The organism is Pseudoduganella sp. HUAS MS19, from assembly GCF_053615455.1.
The window spans coordinates 6,343,976-6,363,256 of the sequence record NZ_CM132133.1; the positions used below are offsets into that span (position 1 = coordinate 6,343,976).

General features: G+C 64.9%; 17 protein-coding genes, 1 rRNA gene and 1 riboswitch. Of the genes, 13 read left to right on the forward strand and 5 right to left on the reverse strand.

The features are described from left to right. Positions 1 to 47: 47 nt before the first annotated feature. The 5 genes from ACWBU6_RS29140 to ACWBU6_RS29160 all read right to left on the reverse strand — a co-directional run bounded on the left by ACWBU6_RS29140 (position 48) and on the right by ACWBU6_RS29160 (position 6,176). A 16S ribosomal RNA gene (locus ACWBU6_RS29140) occupies positions 48 to 1,578 on the reverse strand. 280 nt (positions 1,579 to 1,858) lie between these two features. Then, positions 1,859 to 2,584 carry a phosphatase PAP2 family protein gene (locus tag ACWBU6_RS29145; protein ID WP_452646808.1) on the reverse strand — a complete coding sequence of 242 codons (726 nt, stop codon included), beginning with the start codon at positions 2,582 to 2,584 and terminating at the stop codon, positions 1,859 to 1,861. Continuing rightward, complete coding sequence (locus tag ACWBU6_RS29150) at positions 2,574 to 4,199, reverse strand: phosphoethanolamine transferase (RefSeq protein WP_452646809.1); 1,626 nt, start codon at positions 4,197 to 4,199, stop codon at positions 2,574 to 2,576. Before ACWBU6_RS29150 ends, ACWBU6_RS29145 begins: the two co-directional genes overlap by 11 nt. 71 nt (positions 4,200 to 4,270) lie before the next feature. Further along, the gene (locus tag ACWBU6_RS29155; protein WP_452646810.1) at positions 4,271 to 5,500 is read right to left on the reverse strand and encodes an ATP-binding protein; all 1,230 of its coding nucleotides are present in this window, start codon (positions 5,498 to 5,500) and stop codon (positions 4,271 to 4,273) included. After that, positions 5,487 to 6,176, reverse strand: a complete 690-nt coding sequence (locus tag ACWBU6_RS29160) for a response regulator transcription factor (protein ID WP_452646811.1) — start codon at positions 6,174 to 6,176, stop codon at positions 5,487 to 5,489. The genes ACWBU6_RS29155 and ACWBU6_RS29160 overlap by 14 nt, the downstream gene beginning before the upstream one ends. A gap of 20 nt (positions 6,177 to 6,196) precedes the next feature. Between ACWBU6_RS29160 and cobT the strand changes: the two genes are divergently transcribed. From cobT to ACWBU6_RS29225, 13 genes are all read left to right on the forward strand, one after another. After that, a complete protein-coding gene (cobT, locus tag ACWBU6_RS29165; protein ID WP_452646812.1) occupies positions 6,197 to 7,231 on the forward strand; it encodes a nicotinate-nucleotide--dimethylbenzimidazole phosphoribosyltransferase in 1,035 nt (344 codons plus the stop codon). A 5-nt stretch (positions 7,232 to 7,236) separates the two neighbouring features. Further along, positions 7,237 to 8,004, forward strand: coding sequence for an adenosylcobinamide-GDP ribazoletransferase (locus ACWBU6_RS29170; protein ID WP_452646813.1), 768 nt, complete (start codon positions 7,237 to 7,239; stop codon positions 8,002 to 8,004). Beyond that, on the forward strand, positions 7,995 to 8,534 hold the full coding sequence (locus ACWBU6_RS29175) for a histidine phosphatase family protein (RefSeq protein WP_452646814.1): 540 nt from the start codon (positions 7,995 to 7,997) through the stop codon (positions 8,532 to 8,534). Before ACWBU6_RS29170 ends, ACWBU6_RS29175 begins: the two co-directional genes overlap by 10 nt. Beyond that, a riboswitch (cobalamin riboswitch) is annotated at positions 8,529 to 8,750 on the forward strand. (Overlaps the previous gene by 6 nt.) Before the next feature lie 69 nt (positions 8,751 to 8,819). Continuing rightward, complete coding sequence (locus tag ACWBU6_RS29180; RefSeq protein ID WP_452646815.1) at positions 8,820 to 10,658, forward strand: TonB-dependent receptor domain-containing protein; 1,839 nt, start codon at positions 8,820 to 8,822, stop codon at positions 10,656 to 10,658. Positions 10,659 to 10,677: 19 nt separating this feature from the next. Further along, positions 10,678 to 11,700 (forward strand): FecCD family ABC transporter permease, encoded by a 1,023-nt coding sequence (locus ACWBU6_RS29185; RefSeq protein WP_452646816.1) that lies wholly within the window; start codon positions 10,678 to 10,680, stop codon positions 11,698 to 11,700. Between the two features lies 1 nt (position 11,701). Continuing rightward, entirely contained in the window at positions 11,702 to 12,472 is a 771-nt protein-coding gene (locus ACWBU6_RS29190) for an ABC transporter ATP-binding protein (RefSeq protein WP_452646817.1), read from the forward strand. Beyond that, on the forward strand, positions 12,469 to 13,071 hold the full coding sequence (gene cobO, locus ACWBU6_RS29195; protein ID WP_452646818.1) for a cob(I)yrinic acid a,c-diamide adenosyltransferase: 603 nt from the start codon (positions 12,469 to 12,471) through the stop codon (positions 13,069 to 13,071). Before ACWBU6_RS29190 ends, cobO begins: the two co-directional genes overlap by 4 nt. Then, positions 13,065 to 14,366 carry a cobyrinate a,c-diamide synthase gene (locus ACWBU6_RS29200; RefSeq protein ID WP_452646819.1) on the forward strand — a complete coding sequence of 434 codons (1,302 nt, stop codon included), beginning with the start codon at positions 13,065 to 13,067 and terminating at the stop codon, positions 14,364 to 14,366. The genes cobO and ACWBU6_RS29200 overlap by 7 nt, the downstream gene beginning before the upstream one ends. Continuing rightward, a complete protein-coding gene (gene cobU, locus ACWBU6_RS29205; RefSeq protein ID WP_452646820.1) occupies positions 14,363 to 14,914 on the forward strand; it encodes a bifunctional adenosylcobinamide kinase/adenosylcobinamide-phosphate guanylyltransferase in 552 nt (183 codons plus the stop codon). The genes ACWBU6_RS29200 and cobU overlap by 4 nt, the downstream gene beginning before the upstream one ends. 2 nt (positions 14,915 to 14,916) lie before the next feature. Further along, the gene (gene cbiB, locus ACWBU6_RS29210; protein WP_452649632.1) at positions 14,917 to 15,903 is read left to right on the forward strand and encodes an adenosylcobinamide-phosphate synthase CbiB; all 987 of its coding nucleotides are present in this window, start codon (positions 14,917 to 14,919) and stop codon (positions 15,901 to 15,903) included. Next, on the forward strand, positions 15,896 to 16,882 hold the full coding sequence (cobD, locus tag ACWBU6_RS29215) for a threonine-phosphate decarboxylase CobD (RefSeq protein ID WP_452646821.1): 987 nt from the start codon (positions 15,896 to 15,898) through the stop codon (positions 16,880 to 16,882). The genes cbiB and cobD overlap by 8 nt, the downstream gene beginning before the upstream one ends. Continuing rightward, on the forward strand, positions 16,879 to 17,757 hold the full coding sequence (locus tag ACWBU6_RS29220) for a cobalamin-binding protein (RefSeq protein WP_452646822.1): 879 nt from the start codon (positions 16,879 to 16,881) through the stop codon (positions 17,755 to 17,757). The genes cobD and ACWBU6_RS29220 overlap by 4 nt, the downstream gene beginning before the upstream one ends. Further along, complete coding sequence (locus ACWBU6_RS29225; protein ID WP_452646823.1) at positions 17,754 to 19,196, forward strand: cobyric acid synthase; 1,443 nt, start codon at positions 17,754 to 17,756, stop codon at positions 19,194 to 19,196. Before ACWBU6_RS29220 ends, ACWBU6_RS29225 begins: the two co-directional genes overlap by 4 nt. Positions 19,197 to 19,281: the final 85 nt, after the last annotated feature.

Sequence of the window (19,281 nt, forward strand, 5' to 3'; positions counted from 1 at the left end):
GCCAACAGCCGATAAGTGTGAACGTTTGAGTCTGATGCCGACTCTAGAAAGGAGGTGATCCAGCCGCACCTTCCGATACGGCTACCTTGTTACGACTTCACCCCAGTCACGAATCCTACCGTGGTAAGCGCCCTCCTTACGGTTAAGCTACCTACTTCTGGTAAAACCCGCTCCCATGGTGTGACGGGCGGTGTGTACAAGACCCGGGAACGTATTCACCGCGACATGCTGATCCGCGATTACTAGCGATTCCAACTTCATGTAGTCGAGTTGCAGACTACAATCCGGACTACGATACACTTTCTGGGATTAGCTCCCCCTCGCGGGTTGGCGGCCCTCTGTATGTACCATTGTATGACGTGTGAAGCCCTACCCATAAGGGCCATGAGGACTTGACGTCATCCCCACCTTCCTCCGGTTTGTCACCGGCAGTCTCATTAGAGTGCTCTTGCGTAGCAACTAATGACAAGGGTTGCGCTCGTTGCGGGACTTAACCCAACATCTCACGACACGAGCTGACGACAGCCATGCAGCACCTGTGTGCAGGTTCTCTTTCGAGCACTCCCAGATCTCTCCAGGATTCCTGCCATGTCAAGGGTAGGTAAGGTTTTTCGCGTTGCATCGAATTAATCCACATCATCCACCGCTTGTGCGGGTCCCCGTCAATTCCTTTGAGTTTTAATCTTGCGACCGTACTCCCCAGGCGGTCTACTTCACGCGTTAGCTGCGTTACTAAGTCAATTAAGACCCAACAACTAGTAGACATCGTTTAGGGCGTGGACTACCAGGGTATCTAATCCTGTTTGCTCCCCACGCTTTCGTGCATGAGCGTCAGTTTTGACCCAGGGGGCTGCCTTCGCCATCGGTGTTCCTCCACATCTCTACGCATTTCACTGCTACACGTGGAATTCTACCCCCCTCTGCCAAACTCTAGCCTCGCAGTCTCCATCGCCATTCCCAGGTTAAGCCCGGGGATTTCACGACAGACTTACGAAACCGCCTGCGCACGCTTTACGCCCAGTAATTCCGATTAACGCTTGCACCCTACGTATTACCGCGGCTGCTGGCACGTAGTTAGCCGGTGCTTATTCTTCAGGTACCGTCAGCAGTCGTGGATATTAGCCACGACCTTTTCTTCCCTGACAAAAGAGCTTTACAACCCGAAGGCCTTCTTCACTCACGCGGCATTGCTGGATCAGGGTTGCCCCCATTGTCCAAAATTCCCCACTGCTGCCTCCCGTAGGAGTCTGGACCGTGTCTCAGTTCCAGTGTGGCTGGTCGTCCTCTCAGACCAGCTACTGATCGTTGCCTTGGTGAGCCTTTACCTCACCAACTAGCTAATCAGATATCGGCCGCTCCAGGAGCACAAGGCCTTGCGGTCCCCTGCTTTCATCCTTAGATCGTATGCGGTATTAGCGTAACTTTCGCTACGTTATCCCCCACTCTTGGGTACGTTCCGATATATTACTCACCCGTTCGCCACTCGCCGCCAGGCCGAAGCCCGCGCTGCCGTTCGACTTGCATGTGTAAAGCATGCCGCCAGCGTTCAATCTGAGCCAGGATCAAACTCTTCAGTTCAATCTCTGTTTTTCGGCATTGCTGCCGAGGTCACTCACTCAAAATACTGACAAAATCTCTTTCGAGATTACGTTTAATTTTGTGCGAGCGTTATAACGTATATTTTGAGCATCGGACCCGAAGGTCCGGGCATATCGTCAAACGCCCACACTTATCGACTGTTGATTTTTAAAGATCGCTGCCTGTTTGTTCGACGAAGCGTTGTGTTCGTCAGCAGCAGAGAAGCGAGATTATGCGGTACAGCGTGCAACTCGTCAACCCCTTCTTTTTCTCGTTTCGCTTACTGTTTAAACAGTGCTGCGTTGCGAGGGACAGAACTATAACCAAACGCCTGGTGTTTTGCAAGTGAATAGTTCGCCATCACGACTGCACAGGCCACCCAGGCCGACCACAGCGTGTGCGTGAGGAAGTGCGCGCCCCGCAGTTGCTGCACAAAACCGACGCCCAGGGCGAATACCATCATCAATGCGCCTGCGCCCAGCGCCCTGCGCGGCCGTTCAGGCCACCAGAACGCGGACACGGCGATCAGCCACAGGGCGCTGGAGGCATGCCCGCCGGGCAGGCAGTGTCCCGGGTCAATACCTGCAGGCATCAGTTCCAGCAGACGTATATAGGGTGCGCTGCCGCCATACCGCTCCAGGTCCCACGGACAATGCGACGAGCTGGCCCGCTTCAGGAGGCCGATCACTGCCGGGACGCTGAGCGCCGACATGGAGACCACACGCACCCCGAGGCGACGGGATGGGGGCCAGAGCAGGTTCGGACGCCAGGCATCCCACAGTGCCACCACCACTGCACCACCGGCAAGGACGGACAGCATGGCTTTCAGGATCACGTGGTTGAACTTCTCGGCAAACCAGGCGTGCTGCAGGGGAAAAATACCTTGTCGCCGGTCGAACGCCAGGTCGGCCAGGCGCAGGTCTATATCTGTGGACTGGCCGAGCCACAGGATCAGGGCGGCCGACACTGCAAGCGCCAGCACGCTGCGGTAATACTTAAACATCATGGATACAGGCGTGGAACAAGTCTAATCTCGGGTTGTAAACTGCAGTATTCACGTCCAGCATGCCGAGCGTGGAGTGGAAGACGTTATCGTGCGAGAACGGCTGGCTGCTGCGCGCCGCCAGGCAACTGCGGTCGACATGGAAGCGCTGGCTGAAGCTATCGGACATCCACAGCACCATCGGCACCTTGCGTTGTTCTTCCGGCGAAAACATGTACGGCGCGCCATGCAGGTATATGTTCTTCTCGCCCAACGACTCGCCATGGTCGGAGAAGTACAGCATGGAGGCGGGCACGCCGGATTCTTTCAATACCTTGATTGTCTTATCGAGGAAGTAGTCGGTGTACAGGATGCTGTTGTCGTAAGCCGCCGTGATCGATTCGCGCGAGCACTGCTCCAGCTCATTGGTCTGGCATACCGGTCCGAACTTGCCGAATCCTGCCGGATAGCGCTTCCAGTAGGCCGGGCCGTGACTCCCTTTCTGGTGCAGCACGACCACCAGGTCCTTGCCCGCATTGCGGATCATTTCGGGCAAACCTTCCAGCAAGCGCTCGTCATAGCATTCTTCCGTATTGCAGAACGCGTTGCCGGCGACGGGTTTGGACATGTCCTCGACGCGCACGCGGTCGCATACGCCCTTGCAGCCGGAATTGTTGTCGCGCCAGAGGACCTCCATTCCTGCGTGCTGGAGCACATCCAGCAATCCCTCCTTGCTGCGCGCCTTATCTTCGGAGTAGCCCTCGCGGGTCAAGTCGGAGAAGACGCACGGGACGGAGACTGCAGTCGCCGTTCCGCAGGAGCTCACATTGCTGAAGTTGACCAGCGAGCGCTCCTGCACGAGATAGGGGTTGGTGGCGCGCCCATAGCCGTTCAGCGAGAAGTTCATGGCGCGCGCGGTCTCGCCAACGACGATCACGGTCACCGTGTGCTGGCTGGCACCGGCTGCGGCCCATAAGCGCCCCTTGGCGGCATCGGTGCCAAGCGGCGCAACAATGGCCGGCGTCGCCCACTTCTGTTTAAGATAGCCATTGGCGGCCTGGAACACATTGGTTGGCGTCAGCATGAAACGCAGCTCGCGATGCTCGCGCACGGCCGGCGCAAGGGATTTGAACAGTAGGAACAGCAGGCCGGTGGCCAGCAGTACCGACGCTGCCAGGAGGCCGGCGTTCACCGCCACTGCGCGCCGCAGCGGCGAATAGCATACCGGCAGCCGCCATACCAGCCAGGAGGGCAGCAAGCCAAGAAGCACGACGGATTGCAGTAGCTTCCAGCTGAAAAGCTCGCCCGCCTCCCGCGCATCGGTTTCCATTACGTTCTGCACCATATACGCATCCACCACGATGCCGTACTGCGACATGAAGTAGGCAGTGAGCGAGGAGACGACCAGCAGGCCAATGACTACGGGCTTGAACAGGCGCCGGTAATTCACCAGGGACAGCATGCCATTGAAGACAAGGACCAACAGAAGCATCGATCCCAGGTATAGCATCAGGTTGGAGGCGCGGAATCCTCCCGTGGCCGCCATGAAGCCCTTCCAGAAGCTGATGTTGTAAGCCAGGACCAGGAAAGATGCGGCGGCAAGGGGGAGGCAGGCTGAGTGAATGCGAGGAAGTTTCATCCCCGCACGATAGCCTTTGCCAGGTAAAGACCGCGTAAAGGCCGCGTTAAGTTTGCGTTAAATCCGGTTACTCAAACGGGAAATCGCAGATCGAAGCGGGTGCCGCCGCCATCGCGATGCCGGACTTGCAACTCGGCGCCGAGATATTTGCAGATGCGCTGCACCAAGCCGAGACCAAGCCCGCTGCCAGACGATGCGCCATCGCTTTCGGGCATGGATTCTCCGCGCAGCCGCGCCATGGCGGCTGAAGGCAGGCCGGGGCCTGTGTCTTCCACCACGATTGCGCGCTGCTCAAGCCGCAGCAGGACTTCGCCCTGCTCTGTGTAGGCACAGGCATTGCGCAGCAGGTTGCCGATGGCAGCTTGCAGCAGTTCGCGCGAACCATGCACGGTGAAGTCGCTGCCACCCTGGTAGCGCAGGGCCACGGGCTTGCCGGCGACCAGCGCCTGGCAGCGCGCCGCTTCAGATTCGGCCAGTTCGGCGGCCGACTGCCCGGGCGCTTCCATGCCCTGCGGCGAGCGGGCCAGCCGCAGCAGCACGCTTGTCACATCGCTGGCTTCGCGCGCGGCGCGGTAGATGCGCTCCGCCGGCGCATGCAGCGACGGCTCGCCATCCGTATGCGACATGATTACCTCCGCGGCGCCGCTGATCACCGTCAGCGGGGTGCGCAGCTCATGGCTTACGTCGCCGGTGAAGAAGCGTTCGCGGTCTAGGAACTGCTTCAGCTCCCCGGTGCGGCCGGCAAAAGCGCGCGCCAGCGTACCCAGTTCGTCGTTCCGCTCCAGGCAGGGCAGGTCGTCCCGGCGCGCTTCAACCGCTTGCGACAGGGTGGTGATGGGGCCGACGATGCGGTTGGCAAGGTAGCGCGCCATGATCAGGGAACAGGCTACGAACGCGAGAAAGCCGGCGGCGAACATCGAGTACACGACGATCTCAATCTTCTCGTACTCGCTGTCGTGGTCCACCACCACGAACGGGCCCCGCTCGTCACTACCGGCGAGTACATGCAGGTCGACGCCGTCCACGGTGATTTCCCGCACGCCTGGCGCCATCCCCCGCAGCGAGCGGGGAATGTCGGCGCCATGGTGGAAGCTCAGGCCTGCCGGCATTTGCACCGGCATGCCGCCGGCATGGCGCGGCGCAGCCCACAGCGCGACTTCCTTCAGGCGTTCGTCGACCAGCTTCTCCTCGATGCCTTCCACGGCAAGGGCAGCGATGACCGCGAACACCAGCGTTACCGCAACTGCGAATGCCATATAGGCGCCGATGATGCGGCGGCGCAGCGATTCAGTTTTCGTCATCCGAATCCACCAGCTTGTAGCCGATGCCCGGGATCGTGCGCAGCATGGCGAATGGGTATGGTTTGTCCAGCACCTGGCGCAACGCATGGATATGGGTTCGCAGTGCGTCGCTGTCGGGCCGCGCGTCGCCCCACACTTCGTGCTCGAGCGCGTCGCGCGTGACGACGTGCGGCGCATCCTTCATCAGGCACCTGAGAATGATGTAGCCGGTGCGGGTCAGCGCCAGCGAACGGCCGGCGCGCCGTACTTCGTAATTGCCGGTGTCGAAGGTGAGGCCGCCGAACCGCAGCACCGTCGCTGCGCCCTGTGCACCTCGGGCCCGCCGCACCAGGGAGCGCAGACGGATTTCCAGCTCCACCAGCGAGAAAGGCTTGACCAGGTAGTCGTCGGCGCCGCTTTCGAAGCCGGCCACCTTGTCTTCCAGCGTATCGCGCGCGGTCAGCATCAGCACCGGCGTGGCCATGCCAAGCTCCCCGCGCAGCTTGCGGCATAGCTCCAGCCCATTCAGGCCGGGCAGCATCACATCCAGCACCACGGCGTCGTATTCATGCTCGGTGGCCAGCGCCAGCCCGCCGTAACCATTGGCTGCCGTATCCAGCACATACCCCTTCGGCTCGAGGAAGCCGTACAGGTTGGCGACAATATCCTTATTGTCTTCAATGATAAGTATGCGCATACCGGCATTATAATTCCGCGATGACTATCCCACACATCACCCCACTCAAGGACGAAGCCCTCGCGGCCCGGCTGGAGCATGCCGTCAACAACAAGACCAAGCCGCTGGGCAGCCTGGGCGCGCTGGAGGGACTGGCACACAAGGTCGGCTTGATCCAGCAGACCACCTGCCCGCAGGTGCGCGAGCCCGCCATCCTGGTGTTCGCGGGCGACCATGGCGTGGTGGCGGAAGGCGTTTCAGCCTTCCCACAGGATGTGACCTGGCAGATGGTGGAGAACTTCCTGGCCGGGGGCGCGGCCATCAACGTTTTCGCGCGCCAGAATGGCTGCTCGCTGAAAGTGGTGGATGCGGGGGTCAAGCATGATTTCGGACCGCGCGAAGGACTGGTCAACCGCAAGATCGCCCCGGGCACGGCCAACTTTGCGCAGCAGCCTGCCATGTCGGTGCAGCAGTGCATGGAAGCGATCGAATGCGGCATGGACCTGGTGGCCGGGCTGCCGGGCAATGTCCTGGGCTTCGGCGAAATGGGGATCGGCAATACGACAGCCGCCGCAGCGTTGATGCACCGCCTGACCGGCATCCCGGTGGCGGATTGCGTGGGCGCCGGCACCGGGCTGGCGCCGGAAGGGGTGCTGCACAAACAGCGCGTGATCGAAGCGGCCATGGCGCTGCATGCCGACGCAAAAGGCGGCCTGCAGGCGCTGGCGGCCTTCGGCGGCCTGGAGATCGCGATGATGACCGGCGCCATGCTGAAAGCTGCCGAGCGCCGCATGGTGCTGCTGATCGACGGCTTTATCGTCACCAGCGCCCTGCTGGTGGCTTCCCGCGTGCAGCCGGCGGTACTGGACTACTGCGTGTTCTCGCACTGCTCCGACGAAAACGGTCACAAGCGCATGCTCGATTTCCTGGGCGGCCGCCCGCTGCTGAACCTGGGCCTGCGCCTGGGAGAAGGCACAGGCGCCGCACTGGCCGTGCCGCTGCTGCATGCCGCCGTCAACTTCCTGAACCAGATGGCGACGTTCGAGTCGGCCCAGGTCAGCGAGAAATCCGAGTAAGGCCGATGCAGCAGCTGCGTCTGTTCTTCATCGCACTGCAATTCTTCACGCGCCTTCCGATTCCGCGCTGGGTAGGCTTCGAGCCCGCGTGGCTGCACCATGCCTCGCGCTATTTTCCGGCAGTTGGACTGGTCGTGGCGACGATTGCGGGCGCAGTTTACGCGGCGGCGGCCCTGGTGCTGCCGCCTGCGGTTGCCGTATTGCTGTCCACCGCCGCCGGCATCTATGCCACGGGTGCTTTCCACGAAGACGGTTTCGCCGATAGCTGCGACGGCCTGGGCGGCGGCCACACGCGCGAGCGAGTGCTGGAAATCATGAAGGATTCGCGCATCGGCGCCTATGGGGCCATCGGTATCGGCCTGATGCTGGCGACCAAGGTCGCCACGCTGGCCAGCATGCCGAAACTGGCGGTGCTGGGCGCGCTGCTGGCGGCGCACCCGCTGTCGCGCCTTATGGCCTGTTCGCTGATCTGGCGGATGGACTATGCGCGTGCCGAGGGCAAGGCCAAGCCGCTGGCCCAGGAGATGCGCAGCGGTGAATTTGCCATCGCGGCGCTGACGGCGGCCCTGCCTGCTGCCGCAGTAGCCTGCGCCGGCTGGCTGACGGCTACCGCGCTGGCAGTGGGCCTGGGCGGCATGCTGCTGGCGACTCTCTGGCTGGCGCGCAAATTCCGGCGACGCCTGGGCGGCTATACGGGCGACTGCCTCGGCGCTGTCCAGCAGCTGACGGAAGCCGTGTTCTACCTCGGCGTGCTGGCCTGCCTGTGGAACTGATCCTCGTCCGCCATCCCCAGCCCGACGTGGCGCCGGGCGTGTGCTACGGCAGCAGCGACATCCCGGCCGAGGCGGCCGCCCTCGCCGCCGGCCACGCCGCCCTGGCACCGCAATTAGCCGACGCCCTCGCGCGGGGTTACCGCCTGTATTCCAGCCCCCTGCAGCGCTGCACGGCCCTGGCTTCCCTGCTGGGCGCATTCACGCCCGACGCGCGCCTGGCGGAGATGGATTTCGGCGCCTGGGAGCTGCGCCGCTGGCCCGAAGTCGCGCACGCCGAGGTCGACGCCTGGGCCGCCGACCTGCTCGATTACCGCCCTGGCGGCGGCGAAACCGTGCGCGAGGTGGCAGGCCGCGTGCAATCCTTCCTCGACGGGTTGCAGCACGACGCCATTATCGTCTGCCACGCCGGCACCATGCGCCTGATGGCGGCCATCGCCGCCGGCGCCCCCCTGCTGCAGGCCGCCGCCAAACCAAACCACATCAAGTATTGCGGGATCCTGCGCTTGTCCTGGCCAGCCAAGTCCGTATAATGGCGGGGTTTTGGTGCCCGCAATCGAACTCTCGAATGCAGTTAAACGGGAAACACGGCGCTGTCCCCTGACAGCCAACGTGTGCTGCCCCCGCAACGGTAAGCAAGTGCCGCCTTCAATGTGCGGCAGCGACCTCACGGCCACTGTGCGAAAGCATGGGAAGGCCAGGCCGCCAGACTTGCCAGCCCGGATACCGGCCAGACCAGGTGGGAACGCGCCCTGCGCCCGTTCCTGTTCATGCCGGCTTACGGGGACGTGGGCCGGCGGCCCGTTACGAAAGTTGTCATGTCTTTTCCCGTCACCCGGCAAGCGGCCCTCGCGTCGCTGGCACTGGCTGTTGCCGCACCTGCCGTCCAGGCACAAACCCAGGCTCCCGTACTGAACTCCGTGCTGATCACAGCCACCCGTACGCCGCAGGCAGCGCGCGACATCATCAGCGACACGCTGACCATCGGCCCGGAAGAAATCGCGCGCAGCGGCGCCGGTTCCATCACCGAGCTGCTGCAGCGCCAGCGCGGCATTGAAGTCAGCCGCAACGGCGGCCCGGGCAGCAATGCCAGCGTATTCCTGCGCGGTTCCAACAGCAACCAGGTGATCGTACTGATCGACGGTGTGCGCATCGGCTCCGCCAGCAGCGGCGCGGCCGCATGGAACGCGATTCCGCTGGGCGCAGTGGAGCGGATCGAGGTCGTGTACGGCCCACTGAGCACGCTGTACGGCGCCGACGCCATTGGCGGCGTGGTGCAGATCTTCACGAAAAAAGGCCAGGGCGGCTTGGCGCTGGATGCCGGCGTATTGGCAGGCACGTACGGCACGCGTTCCGGCACCGCCGGCATTTCCGGCAGCGCCGGCGCCTTCAGCTATGCGCTCAGCGCAGGCAGGGAGCGATCCGACGGCTTCTCCGCCACCCTGCCGGGCAGCACCAGCTACAACAGCGACGACGACGGCTACGACCGCAAGCACGCCAACGGCCAGCTGGCATGGCAGATCGCGCGCGGCCATGAACTGGGCGCATTGTTCCTGCACAGCGACCAGGAAGCGGATTTTGACGGCGGCACCAAAGTGCGCGCGTGGAGCACGCAAAAGCTAGGCACCGCTGCAGTGTATTCGCGCAATCGCCTGATGGACGCCTGGCAGATGACGACCCAGGTGGCGCAGTCGCGCGACAAGTCCGGCAGCTTCACCGCCACCGCCAGCCAGATCGATACCAGGCAGTCCCAGTTCAGCTGGCAGAACGATATCGCTCTGGGCTCTGACAGCCTGCAGCTGCTGGCCGAACACCGCAAGGAGGAAATCGAATCCAATACCGCCGCCCTGGTGCGCGAGCGCAGCACCATCTCCTGGGCCGCCAGCTACAACATGAAGCGCGGCGACCACCTGCTGGCAGCTGCCATCCGCAACGACGACAGCTCGCAGTATGGATCAAAGAACTCCGGCTCGCTTGGCTACGGCTACCGCATCACGGCGGGCCTGCGCGTCAATGCCAGCTATGGCACCAGCTTCCGCGCGCCCACCTTCAATGAGCTGTACTACCCCGGCTACGGCCTGCCGGCCAATCGCCCGGAAGAAGGCCGCAATCGCGAGATTGGCATCCACTTCGAGCAGGCCGGCACCGCACTGGCCGCCGTGGCTTACCGCAACAAGCTGACCGACCTGCTGGTAAACACCGCTCCTTGCCCGCTGCCCGGCTTCCGCTTCGGTTGCGCCTACAACGTGAACCAGGCCACGCTGGAAGGCATTTCGCTGTCGGCCCGCCGGCAACTGGGCGGCAGTTTCACGCTGTCCGCCAACGCCGACCTGCAAAACCCGCAAGACGACGGTACCGGCAAGCTGCTGGTACGCCGCGCCAAGCGCCACGGCAATGTGGCGCTGGAATATACTGCGGGCAGGCTGAGCAGCGGCGCCGAATGGCAGGTTTCCAGCAACCGCTTCGACGATACGGCCAACCGCAACCGCCTGGGCGGCTACGGTTTGCTGAACCTGTATGCGGCCTGGGAGTTCGACCGCGCCTGGACAGCCACCCTGCGCTGGAACAACCTGGCCGACAAGCGCTATGAACTGGCGCGCAATTACGCCACCGCCGGGTCCACCGTGTATGCCGGCCTGCGCTACGGCTACAGATAAATGAGATAAGCTGCCCGCTATGCATCCTCTTTCCGCCAAACTGCGCCTGCGCGCAGTCACCGTCGTCATCCTGCTGGTGCTGTTATCGCTGGCCAGCCTGGTGGCCGCCGGCATGATCGGATCGGTCAGCATCCCGCTGGCCGACATGCCAGGCGCGCTGCGGGAGTTCATCAGCGGGCAACCGGCCTCCCTGCCCGGCCACCTGCTTGGCTTGCGCGCCGAGCGGGCGGCCACCGCCTTCGTCACCGGCGCCTCGCTGTCGCTGGCCGGCGTCATGATGCAGGCCTTGCTGCGAAATCCCCTGGCCGATCCTTTTGTACTGGGCATTTCTTCCGGCGCGTCGGTCGGCGCACTGGCGGCATTGATGTTCATGTGCGCCGCATGGATGGTCGATGCGGCCTCCTTCGCCGGCGCTGTGGTCGTATCGATGATGCTGTATTTCCTGGCCCGGCGCGACCTGCGCGGCGGCACCGCGGCGGAAGGCGGCACGGCCCTGCTGTTGTTGACCGGCGTGATCCTGTCTTCCGGCTGCGTCGCCCTGGTCACACTGATGCTCTCGATTGCGCCGGAAAGCCGCCTGCGCACCATGGTGTTCTGGCTGATCGGCGACCTGTCCGGCTCCCCGATCCGCTGGCTGCCATGGATCGTATTGGCCGGCGGCTTGGCATTCGCCCTGCGCGCCGCCCGCTCCCTGAACGTGATGGCGCTGCATGCGGAAGCTGCGGCTACGCTGGGCATCCGCGTCGGCGCCTTGCGCAAGGGCCTGTTCTTCTGTTCCGGCCTGCTGACCGCCAGCGCCGTGACGACCGCCGGCAGCATCGGCTTTGTCGGCCTGATCGTGCCGCACGCCTGCCGCTTCGCCTTCGGCCCGGACCATCGCCTGCTGGTGCCAAGCGCCGCACTGGTCGGCGGCGCCTACCTGGTGCTGGCCGACACTGTGGCGCGCACCATCATCGCGCCGCAGCAGCTGCCGGCAGGCGTGGTGACCGCGCTGGTCGGCACCCCGGTCTTCCTGTATCAGCTGCACCGCCTGAGGAAATAAGATGATCGGCACCCATCAACTGCGCCTTGCCATGGGCAAGCGCACCCTGGTCGAAAAGCTGGACTGGCAGGTTGGCGACGGCGAATGCTGGAGCGTGATCGGCCGCAACGGCGCCGGCAAAAGCACCTTGCTGCGCACCCTGGCCGGCCTGCGCCAGCCAGAGGAGGGCTATGTCAGCATCGACCGCCGCGCTTTGGGCGAATGGCCGCTGCACGAACTGGCGCTCAAGCGCGCCTTCCTGGCACAGGCCCGCAACGACGCCTTCTCATATTCCGTGATCGAAACCGTGCTCTCCGCACGCCACCCCTACCACGATAACCGGTACTGGGAGAACAGCGACGACCACCAGGCCGCCATAGCCGCACTGGCTGCGATGGAAGTCGACCACCTGGCGGCGCGTGACGTACGCACGCTGTCCGGCGGCGAGCGCCAGCGCGTGGCAATCGCTGCCATGCTGGCACAGGATACGCCCCTGCTGCTGCTGGACGAACCGGCCAATGCGCTGGACCTGGCGCACCAGGTCAGCGTGATGTCCCTGCTCTCCAGGCTGTGCCGCGAGCAGCGCAAGACCGTGGTGATGGTCGGCCATGACCTGACGCTGGCGCACAGCGTGTCGTCGCACGCCCTGCTGTTGATGGGCGACGGACGCTGGCTGGCCGGGCCGGTCGAAGAGGTCATGCAGCCGGCCGTCCTCGGCGAATACCTCGACCATCCGATCGAAACCATCCGCCACGGCGAACGCACCATTTTTATTCCCGGGAGCCCCCAATGAACGACATCAACGACCGCCACCGCGACCGCATGGCGCGCAAGAAGGCGATCATCGACGCGAAGATCGCGGCGGCCGACAAGAATATCGGCGTCCTGATCGTCAACACCGGCAATGGCAAGGGCAAGAGCTCGAGCGGCTTCGGCATGGCAATGCGGGCCATGGGACATGGCATGAAGGTGGGCGTGGTGCAGTTCATCAAAGGCGCCATGTCGACCGGCGAGGAACAGTTCCTGCGCCGCTTCCCGGAGGAGTGCAGCTTCCACGCCATGGGTGAAGGCTATACCTGGGAAACCCAGAACCGCGAGCGCGATATCGAAAAGGCGCAGCAGGCCTGGGATCAGGCGCGCGCCTTCCTGCGCGATCCATCCTACGGCATGGTGGTGCTGGATGAATTGAACATCGCCCTGAAGTACCGCTACCTGGACGTGCACGATGTGATTGCCGACCTGCTGGACCGTCCCGCGATGCAGCACGCCGTGGTCACCGGCCGCGCCGCGCCGCAGGAATTGATCGACGTCGCCGATACCGTCACCGAGATGACCGTCGTCAAGCACGCCTTCAAGGCCGGCATCGCGGCGCAGCCGGGGACGGAATGGTAGCCCGCGCCGTACTGATTGCCGCTGCCGCCTCCGGCCAGGGCAAGACCACGGTCACGGCGGCGCTGGCGCGCAAGCTGGTACGCGCCGGGCGCCGCGTGCGGGTCTTCAAGTGCGGCCCGGATTTCATCGACCCGATGGTACTGGCTCGCGCTTGCGGTTCGCCGGTCGAATCGCTCGACCTGTGGATGGTGGGGGCTGAGCGCTGCCGCACCTTGCTGGCCGAGGCGGCCGAGCAGGCCGATACCATCCTGGTCGAAGGCGTGATGGGCCTTTACGACGGCACGCCCTCCACCGCCGACCTGTCGCGCGAATTCGGCCTGCCCGTGCTCGCCGTCATCGATGCAGGCGCCATGGCGCAGACTGCCGGGGCGCTGGTGCACGGACTGCGCGACTATGGGCCGGTCGCCATGGCGGGCGTGGTGGCGAACCGGATTGCCAGCGCGGGACATGCGGCCATGGTGGCGGCCTCGCTGCGCGAGATTCCCTTGCTGGGGACCCTGCCAAAGCAGGCGGTTTCGCTGCCCGAGCGCCATCTGGGTCTCGTATTGCCGGACGAAGTCGCCGGCCTCGATGAACTGCTCGATGCGCTGGCCGACCAGTTGACGTTCGACTTGGCAGCATGGGATGCCTTGCCAGAAGCGCACATTGCGGACGGCCGCGGCGCGGACGGCGGCACGCCGGCTGGACGGCCGCTCGACGGAACGCGTATCGCCATCGCCCGCGATGCGGCTTTCATGTTCCTCTATCCTGCCAACCTGTCCGTGCTGGAAGCGCTGGGCGCACGGCTCGACTACTTCTCGCCGCTGGCGGACCAGCCGGTGCCCGCCGGGGCCACGGCCATCTACATGCCCGGCGGCTACCCCGAACTGCACGCCGCCGAACTCTCCGCAGGCCAGCGCTGGCAAGCCTCGCTGCGCGCCGCGCACGCCGCAGGCCTGCCGATCGTGGCCGAATGCGGCGGCATGATGGCCATCGCCGAATCGCTGCAGGACAAGGAGGGCAAGGACTGGCCAATGGCCGGCCTGCTGCCCGGCAAGGTGTCCATGCAGCCCCGCCTTGCCGGCCTGGGCGCGCAGGCGATGCCCACGCCGCTCGGCCCGCTGCGCGGCCACACCTTCCACTACTCGCGCCTGGAAACCGGCGAGCCGGCCGCCGCGACAACGCAAAAGCACCCAAGCGGCGCCGCAGGAGAAGCGGTATACCGCCTAGGGTCGCTGCAGGCGTCGTACTTCCACGGCTACTTCCCCTCCAACCCCGCCGCGGTGGCAGCCATGTTCTCGCGGAGCGCGGCATGACGCGCACGCTGGTCTTCGGCGGCGCCCGTTCCGGCAAGAGCGCACATGCCGAGCAGCTTGCCGCGGCTTCCGGCAAGGAGGTGGTCTACATCGCCACCGCTGCCGCCGGCGACGCCGAGATGGCGGCCCGCATCGCCCTGCATCGCGCACAGCGCCCGCCGCATTGGCATACCGTTGAGGAGCCGGTCGCCCTTGCCGCCGCACTCGCCGCATGGCGTGCGCCGCAGCGCCTGGTGCTGGTCGATTGCCTCACGCTGTGGCTGTCCAACCTGATGTTCAGCGACGGCACGCACTATCCGGAGGTCGGCACGGTCGAACTGCCTGCCCTCTTCCATGAGCAGCGCGCGGCCTTGCTGGGCGAGCTGGCCGTCGAGCGCGGCGACGTCGTGCTGGTCTCGAATGAAGTCGGCATGGGCATCGTGCCTTGGGGCGCCGTGTCGCGCAGCTATGCCGACGAAGCCGGCCGCCTGAACCAGTCGGTTGCCGCCGTATGCGACCGCGTCGCCTTTGTCGCGGCAGGCTTGCCGCTGATGCTGAAAGGCGCCTGATGCTGCTGGCAGGCCTGGACTGGACCGTATTTGCCGGCGCGCTGCTGGCCGGCGTCCTGCTCGACGCCATCGTGGGCGAAGTGCCGCGCTTCCACCCGCTGGTCGGCTTCGGCCGCCTGGCCGGCGTCATCGAGAAACGCCTGAACCGTCCCCGCGCCAGCGATGCAGGCGCACCCGCTGCGCCTTTCGCCCGCTTTGCCCGCGGCGCGCTGGCTTGGACCCTCGCCGTCCTGCCGCCCACCATGCTGGCCGCATGGGCACTCGGGCAAGCGCTGCCGGTCGCAGCGCAGGCAGCCCTGCATGCGATCATCCTCTATTTCTGCCTCGGCCTGCGCAGCCTGCGCGACCACATGCTTCCCATCGGCCATGCGCTCTTGGCCGGGAACCTGCCGGCCGCGCGCGCCCTGACCGCCCGCATCGTCAGCCGCGATACGGCGCATGCCAGCGAACCAGATCTCGCCAAGGCAGCCACCGAATCAATGCTGGAGAACGGCAACGACGCCGTCTTCGGCACCCTGTTCTGGTTCGCCATCGCCGGCGCTCCGGGCGCCCTGCTGTTCCGCCTGGCGAACACGCTCGACGCCATGTGGGGTTACCGCAGCGAGCGCTTCAACCTGTTCGGCCGCAGCGCCGCCCGCATCGACGACGTCCTCAACTACCTGCCGGCACGCCTGACCGCATTCAGCTACGCCCTGCTGGCGCCTGGCCCCGGCAGCACGCGCCGCGCACTGGCCTGCTGGCGCAGGCAGGCCCCGGCCTGGAGCAGCCCTAATGCAGGCCCGGTCATGTCGACCGGCGCCGGCGCACTCGGCCTGCAACTGGGTGGCGCCGCGAGCTACGGCGGCGAGATCGAACACCGGCCGCCACTGGGCGAAGGCAGCACAGCATCGGCCGCCGACATTCCGCGCGCCTGGCGCCTGGTGCGCAACACGACCGGGTTGTGGATGGCCATCATGCTCGCCATTGCCTATGGAGTACATCATGCTTGAACACGGCGGCAAGCTGCGCGAAGCGGCGCAACGCTACGGCCGAACCGATTGGCTCGACCTGTCGACCGGCCTCAATCCCAACGGTTATCCAGCGCCAGCACTGCCCTTCGACGCCTGGCACCGCCTGCCCGAGCACGATCCGGCGCTGCAGGAAGCCGCACAACGCTACTACCGAGCGCCGCGCATGCTGGCCGTCGCAGGAACACAGGCAGCCATCCAGGCCCTGCCCCGCCTGCGCGCGCCGTCGCGGGTGGCAGTCGCCAGCCCCAGCTACGCCGAGCACCTGCACCACTGGTCGCAGCACGGCCACCAGGCTGGCGCCGTGCCGTACAGCGGGCTGGCAGGCGCCGCCGCCACTGCCGACGTGCTGGTGGTCTGCAACCCGAACAACCCAACCGGTGCGGTAGTGCCGCGCGCGGCACTGCTCGATTGGGCCGGAGCGCTGGCGGCACGCGGCGGCTGGCTGGTGGTCGACGAAGCGTTCGCCGACACCGATGGCAGCTACAGTATCGCCGACGCCACGCAGGCGCCAGGCCTCATCGTGCTACGCTCGGTCGGCAAGTTCTTCGGCCTGGCCGGCCTGCGCCTGGGCTTCGTCGCCGCGCGAGAAGATATCCTCACGCCGCTGGCTGACTTGCTCGGCCCGTGGGCCGTCAGCGGCCCCGCCCAGCAAGTCGCACGCGCCGCGCTGGAGGATGGCAGCTGGCAACGCGCCACCCAGAAAGAACTGCGAACGGCAGGTACGCGCCTGCGCGAGCTGCTTGCCAGCCACGGCATCGCCAGCCACGGCACGGCATTGTTCCAATGGTGGCCGGAAGCGCGCGTCGAAGAGTTTCACGACCACATGGCGCGCCGTGGCATCTGGGTGCGCCTGTTTCGCGATGCAGCGCGCGGCATCCGTATCGGACTGCCGCCCGGCGAAGCCGGCTGGCAGCGCCTCGAGCGTGCATTGAACGAATGGACCAAGGAAAACCAATGAAAAAGCTGTTGCTGATCTCCGCCCTGTGCACCGCGCAACTCCCTGCGCATGCCGCCATCACCGTCAATGACGACGACGGCAAACCCGTCACCCTGCAAAAGCCGGCGCAACGTGTCGTCGCACTGGCGCCGCACGTCACCGAATTGCTGTTCGCGGCCGGCGGCGCCGGTAAGGTCGTGGGTGCAGTCAGCTACAGCGACTATCCGGAAGCGGCCAAGCAGGTTCCGCGCGTCGGCGACAACCGCCAGGTCGATATGGAACGCCTGCTGGCAATGAAGCCGGACCTGCTGGTGGTCTGGCGCCACGGGACTTCGGAGCGCCAGATCGACCAGTTGCGCCAGCTCGGCATCCCGATGTTCCACAGCGAACCGAAAAAGCTGGACCAGATCGCCGACAACCTGGAAAAGATGGGCAAGCTGCTCGGCACCGAACCCGCCGCCAACGCGGCAGCGAAAGAACTGCGCCAGAAGCTGGCCGCACTGCGCGCGCAATACGCCGCCCGCCCCCCGGTGCGCGTCTTCTACCAGGTATGGGACAAGCCGCTGTACACCCTGAACGGTGAACATATCGTCAGCGACGCCTTGAAAGTATGCAGCGGCCAGAACATCTTCGCCGATCAGAAAGTGACGGCGCCGGTCGTCAGCATGGAAGCCGTGCTGGAAGCCGATCCCGAAGCAGTCTTCGCCACGGCGGAGAAGGACTACGGCGGCGTCAACCTGTGGCGCCCCTACAAGACATTCAAGGCGACACGGCAGGACAACCTGTTCACGATCGACGGCAACCTGCTCAATCGTGCAGGCCCGCGCATGATCGCCGGCACCGCCGTCCTGTGCGAAAAGCTGGAAGAAGCCCGTAAGCACCGCCCTGAAAAATGAGCTTCCCTTACCGCACCCTGATGGTCCAGGGCACCACGTCCGATGCCGGCAAGAGCACCATCGTCGCTGCCCTGTGCCGCCTGCTGAAACAGCGCGGCGTGCGCGTCGCTCCTTTCAAGCCGCAGAACATGGCGCTGAATAGCGCTGTCACGATCGACGGTGGCGAGATCGGACGCGCACAGGCGCTGCAGGCGATTGCCGCGGGTGTCCCGGCACACACGGATATGAATCCCGTGCTGCTCAAGCCAAGCAGCGATATCGGCGCCCAGGTCATCATCCACGGCAAGGTGCGCGGCGACATGAATGCACGCGACTACCACCAGTACAAGACCATTGCCATGGCTGCCGTGCTGGAGTCTCACCAGCGCCTGCTGGCGCAATTCGAAACCGTTGTCGTGGAAGGCGCGGGCAGCCCGGCCGAAATCAACCTGCGCGACCGCGACATTGCCAACATGGGCTTCGCGGAAGCTGCCGACTGTCCCGTCATCCTGTGCGCGGACATCGACCGCGGCGGCGTGTTCGCCCATATTGTCGGCACCCTGTCCTGCCTGTCCGAAAGCGAACGCAAGCGCATCATCGGCTTCGTTATCAACCGCTTCCGCGGCGACATCAAGCTGCTCGAGCCCGGGCTGGACTGGCTGGAACAGCAGACCGGCAAGCCGGTACTGGCTGTGCTGCCCTACCTGCATGGGCTCTATCTCGATGCCGAAGATGCGGTACAGGCGGCGCAGGCAGAGCGCGGCGCCTTCCGCGTGGTGGTGCCAAGCCTGCCGCGCATGAGCAACCATACAGACTTCGACGCGCTGCGCGCCCACCCCGGCGTAGACTTGCGCTTTGTGCGCAAGGGCGAAGCGATCCCGCCCGCCGACCTGCTGGTCCTCCCCGGCAGCAAGAACACGCGCGACGACCTCGCCGCACTGAAAGAAGGCGGCTGGCCGCAGGCGATTGCGCGCCACCTGCGCTACGGCGGCAAGGTGATCGGCATTTGCGGCGGCTTCCAGATGCTGGGCACCCTGGTGAACGACCCGCATGGCGTGGAAGGCCGGGCCGGCAGCGAGACAGGACTCGGCCTGCTGGACCTGCAAACGGAACTCACGCGCGACAAACGCCTGGCGCAGGTCACCGGCCAATGCGCCTTCGACGATGCGCCGGTCAGTGGTTATGAAATCCACATGGGCGTTTCAAACGGCTCCGCGCTGGCGCAGCCGGCTTTTTACATCGAAGGCAGGCCGGAGGGCGCCATCTCCGCCGACGGCCAGGTGCTCGGCACCTACCTGCATGGCTTGTTCGATCACCCGCAGGCCGGCCGCGCCCTGCTGCGCTGGGCCGGTTTGGCGACGCAGCACACCGTCGACACCGCCGCCTTGCGCGAAGCTAGCCTGGACAGGCTGGCTGCAGCCTGCGAACCGCTGATGGAAGCGCTGCTCAAGCCGATGTAGGCATTGCTTTATTTGCAAACACTTTCAGGATTGGCTACCATCGTCCTGTTGAGTAACCGCATTTCAAGTCAAGGCCCGCACTACA